Source organism: Micromonospora radicis (assembly GCF_003583405.1).
Classification (GTDB): domain Bacteria; phylum Actinomycetota; class Actinomycetes; order Mycobacteriales; family Micromonosporaceae; genus Micromonospora; species Micromonospora radicis.
Genome location: NZ_QXEC01000008.1, coordinates 192,014 through 210,969 on the forward strand (window position 1 = coordinate 192,014; position 18,956 = coordinate 210,969).

11 protein-coding genes and 1 pseudogene are annotated in these 18,956 nt (G+C 72.0%); 1 reads left to right on the forward strand and 11 read right to left on the reverse strand.

From position 1 onward, the window contains the following. Positions 1-268: 268 nt before the first annotated feature. From D2L64_RS28490 to D2L64_RS11280, 3 genes are all read right to left on the reverse strand, one after another. On the reverse strand, positions 269-1,693 hold the full coding sequence (locus D2L64_RS28490) for a pentapeptide repeat-containing protein (RefSeq protein WP_119575186.1): 1,425 nt from the start codon (positions 1,691-1,693) through the stop codon (positions 269-271). A gap of 264 nt (positions 1,694-1,957) precedes the next feature. Beyond that, positions 1,958-3,436 carry a glutamate--cysteine ligase family protein gene (locus D2L64_RS11275; protein WP_119575126.1) on the reverse strand — a complete coding sequence of 493 codons (1,479 nt, stop codon included), beginning with the start codon at positions 3,434-3,436 and terminating at the stop codon, positions 1,958-1,960. 309 nt (positions 3,437-3,745) lie between these two features. Further along, positions 3,746-4,327 (reverse strand): YceI family protein, encoded by a 582-nt coding sequence (locus tag D2L64_RS11280; RefSeq protein ID WP_119575128.1) that lies wholly within the window; start codon positions 4,325-4,327, stop codon positions 3,746-3,748. A gap of 102 nt (positions 4,328-4,429) precedes the next feature. Here D2L64_RS11280 and D2L64_RS11285 point away from each other — a divergent pair, with 102 nt between their 5' ends. After that, complete coding sequence (locus D2L64_RS11285; RefSeq protein ID WP_119575130.1) at positions 4,430-4,933, forward strand: MarR family winged helix-turn-helix transcriptional regulator; 504 nt, start codon at positions 4,430-4,432, stop codon at positions 4,931-4,933. A gap of 280 nt (positions 4,934-5,213) precedes the next feature. Here the strand turns inward: D2L64_RS11285 and D2L64_RS11290 are convergent. The 8 genes and pseudogenes from D2L64_RS11290 to D2L64_RS11325 form a co-directional block, all read right to left on the reverse strand. Next, a pseudogene (locus tag D2L64_RS11290) lies at positions 5,214-7,658 on the reverse strand (ATP-binding protein); the annotation flags it as partial. A gap of 125 nt (positions 7,659-7,783) precedes the next feature. Beyond that, positions 7,784-8,938: an acyl-CoA dehydrogenase family protein gene (locus tag D2L64_RS11295; RefSeq protein WP_119575132.1), complete on the reverse strand. Its 1,155-nt coding sequence runs from the start codon at positions 8,936-8,938 to the stop codon at positions 7,784-7,786. A 189-nt stretch (positions 8,939-9,127) separates the two neighbouring features. Next, complete coding sequence (locus D2L64_RS11300) at positions 9,128-10,660, reverse strand: acyl-CoA carboxylase subunit beta (protein ID WP_119575134.1); 1,533 nt, start codon at positions 10,658-10,660, stop codon at positions 9,128-9,130. Positions 10,661-10,762: 102 nt separating this feature from the next. Continuing rightward, the gene (locus D2L64_RS11305) at positions 10,763-11,686 is read right to left on the reverse strand and encodes a hydroxymethylglutaryl-CoA lyase (RefSeq protein ID WP_119575190.1); all 924 of its coding nucleotides are present in this window, start codon (positions 11,684-11,686) and stop codon (positions 10,763-10,765) included. 143 nt (positions 11,687-11,829) lie between these two features. Beyond that, positions 11,830-13,167 (reverse strand): acetyl-CoA carboxylase biotin carboxylase subunit, encoded by a 1,338-nt coding sequence (locus D2L64_RS11310; RefSeq protein WP_119575136.1) that lies wholly within the window; start codon positions 13,165-13,167, stop codon positions 11,830-11,832. Positions 13,168-13,413: 246 nt separating this feature from the next. Beyond that, complete coding sequence (locus D2L64_RS11315) at positions 13,414-14,046, reverse strand: TetR/AcrR family transcriptional regulator (RefSeq protein WP_119575138.1); 633 nt, start codon at positions 14,044-14,046, stop codon at positions 13,414-13,416. An 86-nt stretch (positions 14,047-14,132) separates the two neighbouring features. Then, entirely contained in the window at positions 14,133-17,084 is a 2,952-nt protein-coding gene (locus tag D2L64_RS11320) for a hypothetical protein (protein WP_119575140.1), read from the reverse strand. A 6-nt stretch (positions 17,085-17,090) separates the two neighbouring features. Continuing rightward, positions 17,091-18,878, reverse strand: coding sequence for an HSP90 family protein (locus tag D2L64_RS11325; RefSeq protein WP_119575142.1), 1,788 nt, complete (start codon positions 18,876-18,878; stop codon positions 17,091-17,093). Between the last annotated feature and the right edge of the window lie 78 nt (positions 18,879-18,956).

An 18,956-nucleotide genomic window follows, 5' to 3' on the forward strand; every position in this document is an offset into this window, starting at 1 on the left:
CGGTGCCGCGCACGACTCGCCGCACCGAGCACAGGACGTTACGCTGCCCGACATGGCCAGACAGGGCTGGGGAGGATCGATCGCCACCGCGGCCGGCGTGGCGGCCGGTGCCGGCGCCGCCCAACTGGGTTTCGGGTACGGCCTGGGCATCCTCAACTGGGCGCCACCGGAGGCGACCGCCGGCACGGCGGCCTGGGTGGCCAGCCTGATCTGGGCCACCTGGATCGCCGCCACGTCGACCGTCTTCGGCGCGGTCTGCGCACAGCGACTACACGACCGGCGCTCCGCTGCCGGCACACCGGATCTCCCGCCGACGGGCACCGCCGGGTCCATGCCGGCCGGCAACACCGCCGGGTCCATGCCGGCCGGCAGCACCGCCACCGGCACGCCGCCGGCCACCGAGGTGACGCCGATCGCCGCCGCGCCGCCGGGCAGGGCTGCCCGGCCGCGCGGTGACGGCCTGTGGTTCGTCGCGTTGTCCCTGGCCGCCGCGTTCGGCGCACTGATCACCGTGCTGCTGGTCGCCGTACCGGCTCGGGCCGCGGTGGTACCGGACACCCCGTCCCCCCGGGACATGGCCGCCGGCTACGCCGCGACCGGTGTGCTGGTCGGGACGCTGGTGGCGCTCTGGTCGTTGCGCTGCCGGGCCGCCGCGACCAACGTCATCGCCACCGCCGGCTGGCTGTGGCTGCTCGCGGTGGTCGCCGTCGTCGACTCGGTACTCGCCGGACGCGGACTGACCACCGCCCAACTCGGCATCTGGCAGCTCAGTTCCAGCACCGACCAGTTCTGGATCCGGGACTACTTCTACTGGCCCGGGGCGGTCCTCTCCCTCGGTTCGGCGCTGGTGATCGGCGCGCTTGCCGCCCGCCGAGGCGTGCGTACGGCAGACCGCCGGGTCGGTGCCACCGCCTCGGGTGCGGCCGGTCCGCTGCTGGTGGCGGTGGCCTACTTCCTGGCCGTACCGAGGCTGACGGCGATAAACCCGGAGCAGGTCTCGGCCCACCTGATCGCCCCGTACGCGGCGATCGTCGGCGTCGGCGGCTCCGTCCTGGTCGCCGCGCTCGCCCAGCGGGCCGCCCGGCGCGCACCGCGCCACACCGCCCCCGGCACGGCACCCGGTGAGACGGCACCCGGTGAGGCGACACCCGGTGAGGCGGCACCCGGTGAGGCGGCACCCGCCCCCACGGTGCCGCGGCAGCGCGTCCGCGACGACAACGACGCCGGGCCGCTCGGCGGGCGGGAGCAAACCGACGCCGAGCCGGTGCCCGCCGGTGTCACCGCCACTCGCCCGTCCACCCCGACGGCCCCCGCCCCGGCGCCGAGCCCGACCGGATCGGGCGCAGCGCGGAACCGGGCAGCCGCGGCGCCAGCAGGGTCGGGCCCGACGGCGCACGGCACGGCAGGGACCCCGACACCGAAGGACGCCGCCCGACCCGAAGGGCCGGACACGGCGCACGACACGACCCGGCACGACACGACCGGGCACGACACGACCCGGCACGACACGACCGGGCACGACACGACCGGGCACGGCACGACGGGGCGCAGGAAGACGGCGCCGGCACAGAGCAGGAAGACGCAGGGCAGGACAACGCGCGGCGAGACGACGTAGGGCCACGCCAAGGATCCGGCAGGGACGCCCGCCGTACGCCGGACGGCTTCCGGCCCGGGTACCGGCCTTGGTGATCACGCTCGATCTCGGATCGAGTGGCTATCCTGCCCTTTCGATGCCACTCGATCCGAGATCGAGCATGACCATCGTCCTGTCCGCGCCAGCGGATGCCACTCGATCCGGGATCCGGCGTGAGCACGACGGCCAGGTCGGTCGGCTACCTCGGCCCGTCGGCTACCTCGGCCGGTCGGCCACATCGGTCCTGTCGGCTACCTCGGCCGGTCGGCCACATCGGTCCCGTCGGCTACCTCGGCCCGTCGGCTGCCTCGGCCGGTCGGTCGATCAGTCGATCGGCCAGGTGTGCACCGGCTCGTTGGTGCGCTGCAACTCGGCGTAACGCTGCAACATGTGGTGCAGGGCGGCGGGCCGGTCGAGGCCGCGGTGCCGCTCGGTGGACCAGACCGTCGCGGTCTGCCACACCGCGCCGTTGCGGCCGGTACGGCAGCGCTGCTCGATGATGTTCAGCAGGCGATCGCGCTCGCGCGGAGCCACCCCGAACCCGTCGAGTCCGGCGGCGGCGATGGGCAGCAGCACGTCGAGTACGAGGGTGGTCACCGGCACCTCGCCGAGTCGCGGCCAGTGCAGGACGGCGTCCATGCCACGTCGGGCGGCGGCGTGGAAGTTCTCCTCGGCGGAGCTGAAGGTGAGCTGGCTCCAGATCGGACGGTCGGCCTCGGCGAGGCCTCGCACCAGGCCGAAGTAGAAGGCAGCGTTGGCGAGCATGTCGACCACGGTCGGCCCGGCGGGGAGCACCCGGTTCTCGACGCGCAGGTGCGGGCGGCCGTTCATGATGTCGTACACCGGACGGTTCCACCGGTAGACGGTGCCGTTGTGCAGCCGCAACTCGGCCAGTTCGGGTACCCCGCCGGCGTGCAGGACCTCCACCGGGTCCTCGCTCTCGCAGATCGGCAGCAGCGGCGGGAAGTAGCGGACGTTCTCCTCGAAGAGGTCGAAGATCGAGGTGATCCAGCGCTCGCCGAACCACACCCGGGGGCGTACACCCTGGGCCTTCAGCTCGTCCGGCCGGGTGTCGGTGGCCTGTTCGAAGAGCGCGATCCGGGTCTCCGCCCAGAGTTGCCGCCCGTACAGGAAGGGCGAGTTGGCGCCGACCGCCACCTGCGCCCCGGCGATCGCCTGTGAGGCGTTCCAGTAGTCGGCGAAGCTGTCCGGGGCGACCTGGAGGTGGAACTGGAGGCTGGTGCAGGCCGCCTCCGGCGCGATCGAGTCGTTGTGCGTACGCAGCCGCTCGACGCCACGGATGTCCAGCTCGATGTCCTCGCCCCGGGCCCCCACGATCTGGTCGTTGAGTACGAGGTAGCGCTCGTTGGTGGAGAGGTTCTCGGCGACCAGGTGACGCTCGGTCAGCGTGGGCAGGATGCCGACCAGGACGATCCGGGTGTCCGACCGCGCCGCCCGTTCGTTCGCGCGGTTGAGGCTGCCGAGCAGGTTCCGCTCGTAGTCGGCGAACCCGCCGCCGGAGATCAACCGTGGGCTGGCGTTGAGTTCCAGATTGAACTGGCCCAGTTCGGTCTGGAACAGTGGATCCGCGATGGCGGCGAGGATCTCCTCATTGCGCATGGCTGGCTCGGCCGCCGGGTCGACCAGGTTCAGCTCGATCTCCAGGCCGGTCATCGGCCGGTCGGCGTCGAAGCCGAAGTCGTCCAGCATCAGCGCGAACACGTCCAGGCAGCGGCGCACCTTCTGGCGGTAGCGGACCCGGTCCTCCCGGGAGAAGGCGGCTCGGTCGACGTCCCTGCCCATGTGTTCCTCCCGGCGCGCGACGCGACGGAACGGTGCCGTTCCGAAGCGCAGTGTGAACCATACTCGGTGCCGCGCCCGTTCCAGCCGGTCCCGAAGATCGGTCCATTGCCGCAGTCCACCCGCCCTCCGAGGGCTCGAACCGTCCGCCGGAGCCGGGTCGACGCGCCCGCTGGGATCTCTACCCAGCCGACGCGGTGGGCCATCGGAGCGGGCCGCGAACAAGCTGTGACGATTCGCACCGTTGTCGGGCCCCGGAAACGTCGACCGGCCCGCGCGGTGCACGCGCGGGCCGGTCGGGGCGTACGAGGATCAGGCCTGGCGGATGGCCTCGCCCTCGATCTCGATCTTGATCTTCTTGCCGACCAGCACGCCACCCGACTCCAGGGCGACGTTCCAGGTCAGGCCGAACTCCTCGCGGTCGATCTCGGCGCTCGCGGAGAAGCCGAAGATGTCCTGACCGAAGGGGCTCCGGCCGACGCCTTCGAACTCGACCTTCAGCTCGACCGGGCGGGTCACGTCCTTGATGGTCAGTTCGCCGGTGAGGACGAACTCGTTGCCCTCCTGGGACTTCACGCCGGTGCTGCGGTACTCCAGCGTGGGGAACTTCTCGGCGTCGAGGAACTCGGGGCTGCGCAGGTGCGCGTCCCGGTCGGCCTGCGCCGTGTTGATGCTGGCGGCCTGGATGGTGGCGGTGACCGTGGAGTTCAGCGGGTCCTCGGCGATCGTGATGGTGGCGCTGGCGTCGGCGAACTCACCGCGCACCTTGCTCACCATCATGTGCCGGGCGACGAAGCCGACCCGCTTGTGCGCCGCATCCAGCAGGTAGGTGCCGGCCGCCGGGATGGTGAGGCCGTTCCACTCGCGGGTAACCGACTCGGTGCTGCTGGTCATGAGAGACTGCCCTCCGGATGAGAATGTTTTGAGCCCAACGGCTGCGTCAGCAACTATAGCGGCGGCAATATTCCCCCTGTCAAGTACTGCTAGGATGGGCTGGTGAATCCGAACGTGTTCGACGATCCTCGAATCACGGCTGTCGGCCTGCTCTTCGAGGTGCACGCCGGGCTGTCCGCCCGGTTCGCCGCCCAGCTGGATGAACACGGACTGTCAGCGGTCGAGTTCGAGGTGTTGACCCGACTCAGTCGCTCACCCGGCAACCAGCTGCGGATGACCGACCTGGCCGCGCAGACCTCGCTCTCCACCAGCGGCGTCACCCGGGTGGTCGACCGGATGGAACGCGACGGCCTGATCACCCGACGCGCCTGCCCCTCCGACCGGCGCAGTTCGTACGCGGTGGTGACGCCGGCCGGCCTCCAGCGACTCGACGAAAGCCTGCCCGGCCACCTCCAGCTCATCGAGGACTGGTTCACCGGCCAACTCGACCCGGCGGCGTTGAACGCACTCCTCGACGGCCTGCGCCAGGTGCGCGACGCGGTGCATCCGTGCGCCACGGCCGGCAGCAGCGGCGCCACCGGGGCGACGAACTCCGCCGTGTGCTGACCGCCGATGACGGTACCGTCCGGCAGCCCGGAACGCCGCTGTCCGTGTCCGGTCGACAGCCCGACCGTGACTCCCACCGGCAGAACGACCGGCAGAACCAGTCGGCTAACCGTCGATAGGCCAGCAAAACCGACAGATGCCCTGGCGGTGCCTCGCTAGTCTCGCGTCAACGGGGGCGCAATGGGGGGACCGGCGCGGGCGAAGAGCGAGGGGTGGCAAGAGGGGGCTTCCTCGCCCGCGCCACCTCCTCCATGTCCTCGGACGGGCCGCTCCGGGCCGTCGACAGCGCGTACAGCAGCTCCGCCTCCTGCGGCAGCAGCCGCACGCCGGCCTCTCGGCAGGCCCGGTCCAGCCGGCCGAGCACCGTCGGATCCGACGTACTCGCGGCCAACCCCACCAGCGCCTCCACCACAGTCCGCCGGGCCGGATCCGCCCCGGCCGGATCACTCGCGGCGGCGAACCACTCCGCCGCCACCTCCCGATCCCCCCGGTGCAGGGCCAGGTGTCCCTCCACCAGCGCGCCGGTCCCGTCGAGCGGGCGCAGCTCGGCGAGCACTTCGGCGGCCTCCGCCTGCTGGCCGCGCTGGGCGAGCGCGAGCCCCAACGTGCCGAGCACCCGGCGCCGATGTCGTGGCGTGCCCAGGTCGGCCAGCGAAGTCAGTACCCTGCGCGCCTCGCCGGCCGCGTCGGCGTACCGCCCTTCCAGGCGCAACACCTCCGCGACCGTGCCCCGCGCCAGCATCCGCAGGCATTCCTCCCCGACCTGCCCGCCGAGCCGGTCGACGACGGCCAGCCGGCGCCGGGCCGCAGTGAGATCGGCGACCCGGATCTCGTGCCACGCCAGATGATGCTGGGCAACGGCCATCTGGCGTACCAGACCGGCCTCGGTGGCCACCGCCAGCACCGCCGTCGCCTGCTCCCGGGCCCGGTCCGCGTGGCCCGTTCCGGTCAGCAGGGCACCCAGCACGGTACGCGCCGCCAACTCTCCCGGGACGTCACCGAGTTCCCGGAACGCCGCCACCGCCGCCCGCGCCCTCGGCAGTTCCGCGTCGGCCGCGCCGTGTTCAGCGGCGAGCGACGCGACGCCGAGTGACGCCCAGGCCCGCAGCGCAGGATCGGCGTCGGCGGTACGCGGGTCTGCGAGCAGCCGCAGCAGCCACTGCCGGCCGGGCACATCGCGCCCGCGCAGTCGCCACCAACGGGGCAGGCTGGCGGCCAGCCGCAGCGCGGTCAGCGGGTCGTCGACGGCGGCGTACGCCAGCGCGGAGCTGATGTCGCCGGTGACCTCGTCGAGGCGGTGCGCGGCGGCGGCCGCCCCGGGCCCGACCAGCCCCGGTGCGGTCCGCTCCACGAGCCGGGTGACCACCCGGGCGTGCCGGCGGCCGATCACCGTCCCCTCACCCGCCCCGGACGCCTGCTCGGCGGCGTAGTCCCGGACCGCGTCGAGCAGCCGGAACCGGAACGGTCCAGTGCCACGTACGCTCAGCAGCCCCAGGTCCAGCAGCCGGTTCAGCAGTGGCACGGGGTCAGCGGTAATCCCGGTGCCGGCGAGCATCTCCTCGGCCAACTCCACCGACCAGCGGTTGCCGAACGCGGCGAGCCGGCGTAGTGCCGCTCGCTCCTCGTCGTCGAGCAACCGGTAACTGGTCGCCACGGCGTCCCGCAGCGTCTCCGCCACCGCTGCCCGCGCGTCGTCGCCGCGCGACTGCCCCGCCGCCCAGCCACTGCCGGCCGCCATCGAGGTGTCCAGATCCAGCACCCGGTCGCCGTACCGGTCGAGCAGTTCGGTGAGGTCGAGCAGGCGACCCCGGGCCGCCATCAGCTCGATGGCCAGCGGCAGCCCACCGAGGCGCCGTACCAACGCGGCCAACGCCGGCAGTTCGGCGTCGGACGGCGGTTCCCGGCGGACCAGCGCCAGCCGGGCGGTGAACAGGGCCACCGCCGGGTATCCGGCGAGCGTCGCCGGATCGGTGTCGCCCGGCGGTGGTACGTCCAGCGGCGACACCGGCCGTACCCACTCGCCCGGCAGGCCCACCGGATGCCGGCCGGTGACCAGCACCCGCAGCGCGGGTACCGCTTCGATGAGCCGTTGCACCGCGCCGGCCACCGGGTCGGCCGCCCGTTCGGCCGCGTCCACCAGCAACAGCGCCGGCCGGTCACCGAGGCGGGCGGGCAGCTCGGTCAACCGAGCCGCACCGAGGACCGTCACCGCGGCGGCCAGTACGTCGGCGCCATCCGATCCGGCGCCGACCAGGACCCCGGCGATACCGCCCGGATGGGCGGCGGCGACGGCGTGGCTCGCCGCCAGCGCGAGCGTGGTCTTGCCGACGCCGGCCAGGCCAACCAGGCTCACCACCCGTGGGCCACGCGGATCGGTCAGCAGCGCGAACAGTTCGGCCACGTCCCGTTCCCGGCCGATCAACTCGGGCGGCGGTGGGATGTGCAGTGGCCTGCCGGGGACAGCCGGGCCAACCGTTCCGCGGGCGGCGGCCACGAACGCCGACCGGGCCGCGCCGGCCAGTTCGAGTGCGCCGGCGAGCAGCTCGACCGTGGTGCGCTGCGGCCGCGAGGAGTGTCCCCGTTCCAGGTCGCGGACCGTCCGGACGCCAATGCCCGCGCGGGTCGCCAGTTCGGCCTGGGTGAGGCCGGCAGCCAGGCGGTGGGCGCGGAGCAGTTCCGGCAGGTTCGGCGGTGAACCCGATGAACGATCATGACCCAGAGTCATGCGCAGGGACACTACGGGCCAGGCACGACACCGGACAGGCGAGCGTCAAGCACCCGACCAGCCATCGCCGAAACCCGACAGCGGCCCGACGGCCGGCGGGCTTCACACCCGCCGGCCGACCGTACTCACATGCCCAGGTCGCGGGCGATGATCATGCGCTGGACCTCGGACGTACCCTCACCGATCTCCAGGATCTTGGAGTCCCGCCAGAACCGGGCCACCGGGTACTCGTTCATGAAGCCGTACCCGCCATGGATCTGGGTCGCGTCCCGGGCGTTGTCCACGGCGATGGTGCTGGCGTGCAGCTTCGCGATCGCCGCCTGCCGCTTGAACGGCTCGCCGGCCAGCATCCGGGCCGCCGCGTCGTAGTACGCCAGCCGTGCGGTGTGCGCCCGCGACTCCATGTCGGCGATCTTGAACTGGATGGCCTGGTAGTTGCCGATCGGCTGGCCGAAGGCCTGGCGCTCCTTCGCGTACTTGATCGACTCGTCGACGCAGCCCTGCGCGAGGCCGACCGCCAGGGCGGCGATGGCGATCCGCCCCTCGTCGAGGATGCGCAGGAACTGGGCGAAGCCCCGGCCGCGCTCACCGAGCAGGTTCTCCGCCGGTACCCGGCAGTCGTCGAACGTCAACTCGTGGGTGTCGGAGGCAGTCCAACCGACCTTGGAGTAGCCGGGCGCGACGGTGAAACCGGGAGTACCGCTCGGCACGATGATCGTGGACAGTTCCTTCGAGCCATCCGCCCGGATGCCGGTGACGGCGGTGACCGTGACCAGGACGGTGATGTCGGTGCCCGAGTTCGTGATGAACGCCTTCGAGCCGTTGATCACCCACTCGTTGGTCGCCTCGTCCAGCACGGCCCGGGTCTCGGTGCCGCCCGCGTCCGAGCCGAAACCCGGCTCGGTGAGCCCGAACCCGGCCAGTGCCTCGCCGCTGAGCAGCTTCGGCAGCCACCGGGACTTCTGCTCCTCGGTACCGAACCGGTAGATCGGCATCGCACCGAGGGAGACCGCCGCCTCCAGGGTGATCGCCACGCTGGAGTCGACCCGGGCCAACTCCTCCAGCGCCAGGCAGAGGGCGAAGTAGTCGCCCCCCATGCCGCCGTACTCCTCGCCGAAGGGCAGGCCGAACAGGCCCATCTTGCCCATCTGCCGAATCACCTCGTACGGGAAGGTGTGCTGCTCGTAGTGCTCGGCGATGACCGGCGCGACCACCTCGCGGGCGAAGTCCCGCACGCTGTCGCGCAGCGCCTGGTGCTCCTCGTTGAGCCGGAAGTCCATCGGGTTCCTCCTGTGTGGACGGGATGGCCCGGGCGCTCGTGACGCCGGGACGTGGCGGACGGCTGGACCGGTCCCGCCGGCTGAGCCGGGTTCCGCAAGCTCAGCCCGGTTCCGGCAGCTCAGCCCGGTTCCGGCAGCTCAGCCCGGTTCCGGTGGCCGGGTCGGACGGCGGCGGTGGGTCGCGCCCGGTCAGACCGGGGTGACGCCGTGCCGGCGGCGGGAGAAGTGCCGGTCCTTGCTTCGGGCGGCGGCGAACCGGCGGACCAGTTCGGCCCGCAGCTCGTGCGGCTCGACGATCGTGTCGACCACCAGTTCGCTGGCCAGCCGGACGATGTCGATGTCCCGCTCGTACTCCGCACGCTTGGCCGCGACGAAGGCGGCCCGCTCGGCCTCGTCCTCGATCGCAGCGATCTTGTTCGCGTACACCGCGTTGACCGCGGCCTCCGCGCCCATCACCGCGATCTTCGCGGTGGGCAGGGCGATGGTGGCGTCCGGCTCGAAACCCGGCCCGGCCATGGCGTACAGGCCCGCGCCGTACGCCTTGCGGACCACCACGCAGATCTTGGGTACGGTCGCCTCGGAGATCGCCGTGATCATCTTGGCGCCGTGCCGGATGATGCCCTGCTTCTCCACCGCGCTGCCGACCATGAAGCCCGGCACGTCGCTCAGGAACAGCAGCGGCACGTTGAACGCGTCGCAGAGCTGCACGAACCGGGTCGCCTTGTCGGCCGAGTCGACGAAGAGCACCCCGCCCTTGAACATCGAGTTGTTGCCGACCACGCCGACGACCTCGCCGTTCAGCCGACCGAAGCCGACGGTCAACTCCTTGGCCCAGAGCGCCTGGATCTCGAAGAACGAACCCTCGTCGAGCAGACCCTTGACGTACCGCCGCATGTCGAACGCCTGCCGCTCACTCGCCGGCACCAGCGCGGCCAGATCCACCTTGGCCGACGCGTCGACCGCCTCCGCGGTCGGCGGCTGCTGGGTCCAGTTCGCCGGCAGGTACGACAGGTAACGCTTGACCACGTCGAGCGCCTCGGCCTCGGACTTGCAGAGGAAGTGCCCGACGCCGGACTCGGCGCAGTGCACCTTCGCCCCGCCCATCGCCTCCAGGGTGGTCTTCTCACCGGTGACCATCTCGACCATCCGGTCGGAGCCGAGGTACATGCTGGCGTTGCCGTCGACCATGGCCACCACGTCGCAGAACGCCGGAATGTACGCGCCACCCGCGGCGCTCGGCCCGAACAGCGCGCAGACCTGCGGGATCGAGCCGGAGGCGCGTACCTGGTTCCAGAAGATCTTCCCGGCGCCGCGCCGGCCGGGGAACAGCTCGACCTGGTCGGTGATCCGGGCCCCGGCCGAGTCGACCAGGTAGACCATCGGCACACCGGTGTCGTACGCCCGCTCGATGATCCGGATGATCTTCTCGACGGTACGCGCGCCCCAACTGCCGGCCTTGACGGTGGAATCGTTGGCCATCAGGCAGACCTGACGCCCGTCGACGGTGGCGGTACCGGTCACCACCCCGTCGGCCGGCAGCCCGTCGGCCAGCGCGTTCGCGTAGAGCCCATCCTCGACGAACGATCCCTCGTCGACCAGCAGGGCCACCCGTTCCCGCGCGAACAACTTGCCCTTGGCCGCGTTCGCCGAGTGGTACTTCTCCGCACCACCGCCCCGAACACGCTTACCCAGCTGCTCCAGCGCCCCGTCGTCGACCGTCACCGCGGCTCCCCACCCCAACTCACCTGAACGATCGTTAGGCTACCCCACCCCGCCCCTCCCCGCACCCACCCGCACCCTGGGATTGACAACCAGCCCAGAGCCCTAACTACGCGGCATTGGGGTCAGACGGGTGCGGGGGCCGGCGCGGAGGACGCCGGAGGGGAGTCGGCGACCGGTCAGTTCCTCGGCCAGTTCGGCCACCTCGATCAGGGCGTCCAGGTCGATCCCAGTGTCGATACCCATGTCGTGCAGCATGTGCACCGCCTCCTCGGTGGCCAGGTTTCCGCTGGCACCGGGCGCGTACGGGCAGCCGCCAAGGCCGCCGACGCTGGCGTCGAACTCGGTCACACCCAACTCCAGCGCGGTCAACATGTTCGCCAGGGCGGTACCGCGGGTGTTGTGGAAGTGCAGCAGCACGGGAATCTCCGCGTTGCGCTCGCGTACGGCGGTGAGCAGTTCACGGACCCGTCGGGGCGTACCCATGCCGGTGGTGTCGCCGAACGCGACGCGGTCGGCACCGTCGCGGACCACCCGGTCCACGATGGACGCCACCCGGACCGGATCGATGTCCCCCTCGTACGGGCAGCCGAAGCTGGTCGCGATGATCACCTCGGCCCGCGCGTCGGCGCCGTGCAGCAGGTCGATCAGCTCGGCGAGGTCGTCCAGCGACTCGTCGGTGGAGCGGTTGACGTTACGCCGGTTGTGCGTGTCGCTGGCGGAGACGACGACCTCGACCTCGGTGAAGCCGGCGGCGAGGGCGCGCTGCGCACCTCGGGTGTTGGGCACCAACGCCGAGTAGCGAACGCCGTCGACGCGGGTCGCCCGCTGCCACACCTCGTCGGCGTCGGCCATCTGCGGAATCGCCCTGGGGTGTACGAACGACACCGCCTCGATCCGCCGCACGCCGGTGCGGGAGAGCGCGTCGAGCAGCCGCACCTTGGCGTCGGTCGGGATCGGCTCCTCGTTCTGCAACCCGTCGCGCGGCCCGACCTCCCGGATCGCCACGGACTCCGGCATTACACCCATCTTGGCCACCTCACTGTGACACCCGACCCGCACTTACCCGTCCAGCATGTCATCCCACGCCACCGACTCGTTGATCAAGAGGTTCGCGTCGGCCTGCGGGCGAACGCCGACGCGAACCTCTTGATCAAGGCCAGAGCAGGAGGTCAGCGCATGCGGGTGATCAGGGCGGTGTCGTAGTCGCCGGAGACGAACTCCGGGTTGTCCAGGAGTTCGGCGAAGAAGGGCAGGTTGTTCTTGGGTCCGGCCAGGGCGAACCCGGCCACCGCCGCCCGGGCCCGTTCGATCGCCTCGGCACGGCTGGGTGCGCTGACGATCACCTTGGCCATCAGGCTGTCGTAGAACGGCGTCACGGTGTTGCCCTCGACGTAGCCGGAGTCGACGCGCACCCCCTCGCCGGTGGGCTCCACCCACGTCTTGATCACGCCGGGGCCGGGCAGGAACCGCTTCGGATCCTCCGCGTTGACCCGCAACTCGATGGCGTGCCCCCGCGGGGTCAACGCGTCCGGGTCGAAGGTCGGCGCCAACCCGGCCGCCACCCGCAACTGCTCCTCGACCAGGTCGAGGCCGTACACCAACTCGGTGACCGGATGCTCCACCTGCAGCCGGGTGTTCATCTCCAGGAAGAAGAACTCACCGGTGCCCGGGTCGAGCAGACACTCCACCGTGCCCGCGTTGCGGTAGCCGACCGCCTCGCCCGCGCGTACCGCCGCGGCGAGCAGGCGGGACCGCAGTTCCGGCGACACCGCCGGGGAGGGCGATTCCTCGACCAGCTTCTGGTTTCGGCGCTGCACCGAGCACTCCCGCTCGCCGAGGGCCACCACCCGGCCGTCGGCCAGGCCGAGGATCTGCACCTCGACGTGGCGCACCCGGGGGAAGTACCGCTCGATCAGCACCGAACCGTCGCCGAACATCCGCTCCGCGAACGCACGCACCTTGTCGTACTCGGTGCACAACGCCGCCTCGTCGACGGCCACCCCCATGCCCATGCCACCACCGCCGGCGGCGGCCTTCACCATCACCGGGTAGCCGATCTCGGCCGCCGCGGTGATCGCCGCAGCCAGGTCGGCCGCCGGCTCGGTGGTACCCGGCGCCACCGGCACCCCGGCCGCCGCCATCAGGTTCCGCGCGTTGATCTTGTCGCCCATCGCGCTGATCGCGTCCGCGCCAGGTCCGACCCAGACCAGGCCACTGGCCTCGACGGTACGGGCGAAGTCGGCGTTCTCGGAGAGGAAGCCGTAACCCGGGTGGATCGCCTGGGCGCCGGTCGACTTGGCGGCGGCGAGGATCGCCTCGGTGTTGCGGTAGCTCTGCGCCGGGTTGGCCGGACCGACACAGACCGACTCGTCAGCCTCGACCACGAACGGCAGGTCGGCGTCGGCCTCCGAGTGCACCGCGATCGCACGTACGCCGAGTCGCTTCGCGGTACGGATGATCCGGCGGGCGATCTCGCCCCGGTTGGCGACCAGCAGCGACTCGATCATTGATCCTCCGCGTGTCCAGATTGTGGGAACGCATGCTAGGCAAGCACACGCGCACCAGGCAACCGCCCCCACCACCGGCGATCATGCAGCTCGTGTCGCCAGATTGCGGCTTCTATCCCCTTATGCGACGACGAGAAGTGCAAGATCCCCGAGGCGCGGCGCGGGCGCGCGAGGGCGAGGGCGAGGGCGAGGGCGAGGGCGCGCGGGCGCGGGAGGGGTGAGGGCGCGCGAGGGTGGGGAGAAGAGTTAGGGGTGGGGTGGGGTGGTGGGGGCTAGGAGGGCGGCGAGAGTGGCGGCGCGCAGGAGTTCGGCCCGGCGTCGGCGGTCTACCTCGCCACCGAGGAACGGGGTGGAGTTCATCAGGCCGAACGCGGCGTGGGCGAGCACCCGCGCCTCGCCGTCGGGCAAGTCGGCGTGCAGCGCGGTCAGCACACTGACCCACTCCTCCACGTAGAGCCGCTGCAGGCGGCGGATACGCCGGCGCGGCTCCTCGGGTAGCCGGTCCAACTCGTGCAGGTGCAGGGCAATGACCGCGGGATTGGCCAACGCGAAGTCGACATGGAAGTCGATCAACGATTCCAGGGCGGCGCGCGGGTCACCCGGGTGGGCGGCACAGCGTTGCCGGCCACCGTCGAGCAGGCCCTCGCTCACCGGTACCAGCGCGGCGACCAGCATCGCCTCCTTGCCGGCGAAGTGGTGGTAGAGCGCCGGGCCGGTCACCCCTGCCGCCGCGCCGATGTCATCCATCGACACACCGTGATAGCCACGGGAGGCGAACAGCCCCACCGCGATCTCCAGGATCTCGTCCTTGCGGGATCGGCGCCGCCCCGACCCCGTGGCTCCGCCGTTCGCGCCCCGTGCCTGCTGCTCCACCGTCACCGGGCAAGCGTAGACCCAGCGGGTTACGGGGTGGAGCCTTGGTTACCCGCCAGTCCGATTGCCGGGAACGGGCCCGTTCTCCGCTGTCACTCCTCGTCCAGGTCGTGCTCCTCGCGCACGGCGGTGGCCTCCGCCGAGCGACCGAGGTCGTCCAGCGCGCGGGCCAACAGCCACGCGGTCTGGGTCACCGGCCGCGAACCGGCGGGCAGACCGGCCAGTACCTCGCGCAGCAGCCCCTCCGCCTCGGCGGGCCGCCCCCGGCGCAGCAGCAGTTCGCCGGTGAGGATCTCGACCTGGGCCGCCTCGCCGAAAGCCTCGATGGAGCGCAGCCGCTGCGGGACCCCGGCCAGCCGGTCGAGCGCCTCGCTCTCCTGACCGGCTCCGGCCAGTACGCGGGCCGCCGTCTCGGCCGACAGCGACACCTCGTAGCGCACCGGCGGCTGGTCGGCGGCCTCCGCGGTGAACGCCCCGGCCAGGCGGTCGGTCACCTCGACGGCACGCAACGCCCGGTCCATGTCGCCGGACCAGAAGTGCGCCAACGTCTCCCGTCGACAGGCCCGCAGCTCGTCGAGGGGCAGGCCGGCGAGCTGGTACGCCGAGGCGGCGGCCGCGAACTTCTGTGCCGCCGCCGCGTCCCGGTCGGCCCGGTAGAGGATGTCGCCGGCATCCTCCAGCACCTGTGCCCGATGCGGGAGGTTGTCCGGCCCGTCGAGGTTGTCGGCGAGCCGGTCCAGCAGGGCCAGCGCGGCGTCGATCTCGCCGAGCCCCTGGTAGATGCCGGCCAGCAGGTGCCGGCAGCCGTCGGCGTCCGCCTGCTGGCCGAGCCGGTCCAGGCCGGTCACCGCTTCCTCGGCCACCTCGGCCGCCTCGCCGAGCCGTCCGGCCGTTCGGTACGCGTTGGCCAACTCCCAGCGCAGGTAGGCGTCACCGGCGTCGCCCCGCTCGACGCAGAGCGCCACCGCCTCGGCGAGGTCCTCCACCGCTTCGTCGGCGCGTTGGGCGGCCAGCAGCGCGCGGGCGCGGGTGACCCGGACCGGCACGAGCGTCGCGTCGGCGGCATGGGACAGCGCCTCGTCGCAGGCGGCGACCGCCGCTGTCGGGTCGTCGACGGAACGGGCGTACGCCAGGGCGGCGGCGGTGATCAGATCACTGGCCCCCGTCTCGCGGGCGAGTTGGCGGGCCCGCTCCGCACCGGACCGGAACTCCTGCTGGTCGTCCAGGCTCTCCAGGATGTGCGCCCGGTGCAGCGCGATCCGGGCGGCCAGGAATCCCTCCGTCGCGCCGTCGGCGGCCCGATCGGATGCGGCCAGCGCCTCCGTCCAGCGTTCCCGCTGGGCGAGCGCGACCGACAGCCGGTCGTGGGCGGCGGACCGCTGTCGGGCGTCACCGTGCTCGTGGAGGAACCCGGCGGCGGCGAGGACCAGTGCGAACCCTTCCTCACCGGGCTCGTCACCCTGGTCGAGCAGCAGCATCCCGAGCCGGCTGGCGACGACCTGGGCGCGGGTCGGGTCGGGCAGCTCGTCGTACGCCGCCAGGGCCGCCCGGTGGACCGCCACCGCCGCGGCGACGTCGTCGGCGTCGACCAGTTCGGCGGCGCGCAACTCCAGCCGGTGGGCTCGGGTACGCGGCGGCAGCTCCGCCGCACCGAACCGTTCCTCGAAGGCCGCCAGGACGACGCGCATCCCGGCCGGATCGTGCGCCGACCAATGCTGCTCGGCGAGGTCCAACAGTTCGTCCGCGCTCGCCTCGGCCGGCACGGCGAACTCGACCGGCCGTCGCGGCGCGGGCACCTGGGCACCCGTCCCCGCGGCTGACACCCTCGCATCCGTGCCCGGAGCGGGCACCGTGGCATCCGTGCCCGGCGTGGGGTCGGCCGGGACCGTTTCCGCGCTGACCGGTGCGGGGGGCGCGGCCGGCGGCACGGGACGGCGGCGCAGGCTCGCCGAGAGCGGAAGATGGTCGCCGACCGGCGTCACGGCGAGCAGCTGCGCCACCCGCTCGGACTGGTAGGTGGTGCCGTTGCGGGCGTCGAAGCGGGCGGCGATCCCGGTGGCGGTCTCGGCCAACTCGGCGGCGAGCACACCGACCGCCACCTCGGCGGCCGACCGGTCGCCGAAGGCGCGACGGTGCACGGTCAACGTCGGGTCGCCCACCTGGCGCAGGGCGGCGGCGGCCGTCGCGGCGAAGTGCATCGCGGCGCCGGGTGAGGGGGCGCGGTCCAGCCAGTCCAGGTGCCGCTCGACGATCTCCAACGCCCGCGCCTCGTTGCCGGTCCGTGTGCAGAACTCGATGTGTTCGCCGACATCCCACAGGTCGGCAAGGCTGCTCCGGTGTCGGCGGTACGCCTCCCGGTGCGCGTTGCGCGCCTCGTCCCGTCGGCCGGTATGCAGGTACGCCGGTAGCAGTGCGGTGAGGATCGCCTGCGGCTGCTCGTTGCAGTTCAGCCGCCCGGCGAGGACCGGCTCGGCGAGAGCCACGGCCTCCTCGTGGCGGCCCGTCCCGACCAGGTGACCGACCTGCGTCGTCGGGTCGCAGCCGGCGCAGTCGGACAACTCGTCGCGGGGCGTGGTCAGCCAGCGCCGGTACCACTGCTCGGCCTGCTCACGGTCGCCCAGGTGGTCGGCCACCCGGTAGCGGTACTTGTACACGGCCTGGAGGCTGTGCCCGCCCTCCCGGTACCGGCGTTCCATGTCGTCGAGCACCGCCTGGGTGCGGTCCAACGGCACCTCGGGGAAGCTCAGCATCCCGTTGACCATGTGCTTGAAGTGCCAGAGCAGGTGCTGGGCGTACCGCTGGTGGTAGGGCTGCGGATCCTTGTCGAACTCGGCCAGGCACCAGGCGAAGACGACGAACGACTTGGCCGGCTCGCCGCCGTAGGTGTACGTGGTGATGCCCTGGATGCGGACCGCGAAGGCGAGATGCCGGTCCGCACCGGCGTCCGCCCGGCGCAGCAGTTGCTCCAGCACGGCGATCTGCCCTGTGCCGTACGGCATCTCGCGGGTCTCGTGCAGCATCCGCCACAGGTCCTCGTCGGCCACGACGTGTCACTCCTGTCCAGGGACGGCCCGACCCAGCAGGCCGAGGAAGGAACTGTTGAGCAGGGCGGCATCCGCTGCCCGGAGGGGGTGGTGCCCGAGCAGCAGCGCCTGACCGTACAGCGCCTCGACGCCGAGCCCGACCAGCTCCGGGTCGCCCAGCGCGGTGATCCGACGCACCAGCGGGTTGCGGTGGTTGAGCACGAGTTGCGGACGGTCCGCCGGGGCGGAGGCGGCCAACGCGTCGAGCACCCCACCCCACAGCTCGTCGGCCTTGTCCCGGCTGGCGGCAAGCTGGTCGGTGAACGCCGCGGACCGGCTGACCAGGTACAACGCCGGCAGGGAGGCAGGATCGTAGGCGCGGATCACGACCTCGCACCCGAGTCGTTCCAGGGCCCGGCCGGCGGCCACGACGAATGGCCGCAGCGCCAACTCGACCTGCGGATCGAGGGCGTGGAACCGGGTGGTCAGGTCGCTCGGTTCGAGCCGCTCGATGAGCACCGTGCGGTCCACGGTGGGCAGTCGCTCGATCAGCTCGGTGTCGTACGTGTAGCCGCCGTTGACCACGGCCAGGTCCTGTGCCGCGGCGACCGCCGCGAGCTGGCGGAACTCGTCCAGGCTGGCGGCGTACCGGACCAGACCGTAACGCTGCCGGAACTCGGCGAGGGTGAGCGTGCCGACGTTGGTGTCCATCGGCCACCACTGGTCGACCAGGTTGAGCATCTCGTCGTCGTGCAGGGCCAGCGCCTTGACGCCGAGGTGGTGCACCTGGAGGAACTCGGCGAGCCGGCGCGGCTGGTGCTTGGCCAGCCGGACCAGCCAGCCACGGATCTGCGCGCCCAGCGCCTCCCGGGTGCTGGTGAGCAACGAGTCCTCGTAGAGCGCCTCGCGGCTGGCGGTGGGCCGCAACTCGCTGGCGTCGACCACGCAGTGCGCGAAGAAGGCCCAGTCCGGCAGGAGTCCGTCGGCGTGCTCGGTGAGCAGCATCCGCTTGAGGTAGATGCGGTGACCGGCGCGGGCGGCCGGGTTCACCGCCGTGGGCAGGATGAACGCCACCCCGGTCAGGCCCGCCTCCGGCACCGACAACGGCAGCACGTCGAACGGGTCGATGCCGAGGTTCTCGCGGGCGTACCGGAGCAGGCCCGGCCGGTCCACGGGCTCCCCGGGGCGGCTCGGCCACGGCGGTTCCCCGGTGGTGGTCACCACGCTGCCGACCCGGACGGTGACCGGCAGCAGGCTCCCGTAGAGGCGGGCCAGTTCGGTGACGGTCGGCGTGGCGTACCACTGGTCGGCGGCGCGGCGCGGCACCAGCGTCACGCTGGTGCCCGGCTCGGACCGGGCGTCCGGCGCTGAGGCCAGGTGGACCGTGTACCGGCCGTCGGCGTAACCGGTCCAGAGCACGGTGGGATGGTCGCCGTTGCGGGTCACCACCCGGATCTCGTCGGCGACGAGGAAGCAGGAGAGCAACCCGATGCCGAACTGGCCGAGGAACTCGTGCCGGGAGAAGCCCAGATCGTCCCGCTTGGAGCTGCGGCCGATGGTGGCCAGCAGCTCGTGCACCTGCGCCTCGGTCAGCCCGATGCCGGTGTCGTGCACCCGTAGCGTGCCGTCGCCGGTCAGCTCGGGTGGCTCGATGCGGACCAACGCCGGTGCCTCCGGCTCGGTGGCCCGCCGCGCGGTGATCGCGTCCACCGCGTTCTGCAACAACTCGCGGAGATAGACCCGCGGGCTGCCGTAGAGGTGATGACTGAGCAGGTCGACCACGCCACGCAGGTCGACCTGGAAGGTACGGTCCACGCCTTGTCCGCTCCCCGCTGCCGAATGCCGGCGCTCACCGTACCGGTGCCGGCCGACATCCACACCCCCCATTCCCTC

Bases quoted from the DNA above. Each gene is read 5' to 3' on its own strand.
- D2L64_RS11310 (WP_119575136.1), bottom strand. From the start codon at position 13,167: ATGATCGAGTCGCTGCTGGTCGCCAACCGGGGCGAGATCGCCCGCCGG.
- D2L64_RS11280 (WP_119575128.1), bottom strand. From the start codon at position 4,327: ATGACCAGCAGCACCGAGTCGGTTACCCGCGAGTGGAACGGCCTCACC.
- D2L64_RS11275 (WP_119575126.1), bottom strand. From the start codon at position 3,436: ATGGGCAGGGACGTCGACCGAGCCGCCTTCTCCCGGGAGGACCGGGTC.
- D2L64_RS11305 (WP_119575190.1), bottom strand. From the start codon at position 11,686: ATGGGTGTAATGCCGGAGTCCGTGGCGATCCGGGAGGTCGGGCCGCGC.
- D2L64_RS11295 (WP_119575132.1), bottom strand. From the start codon at position 8,938: ATGGACTTCCGGCTCAACGAGGAGCACCAGGCGCTGCGCGACAGCGTG.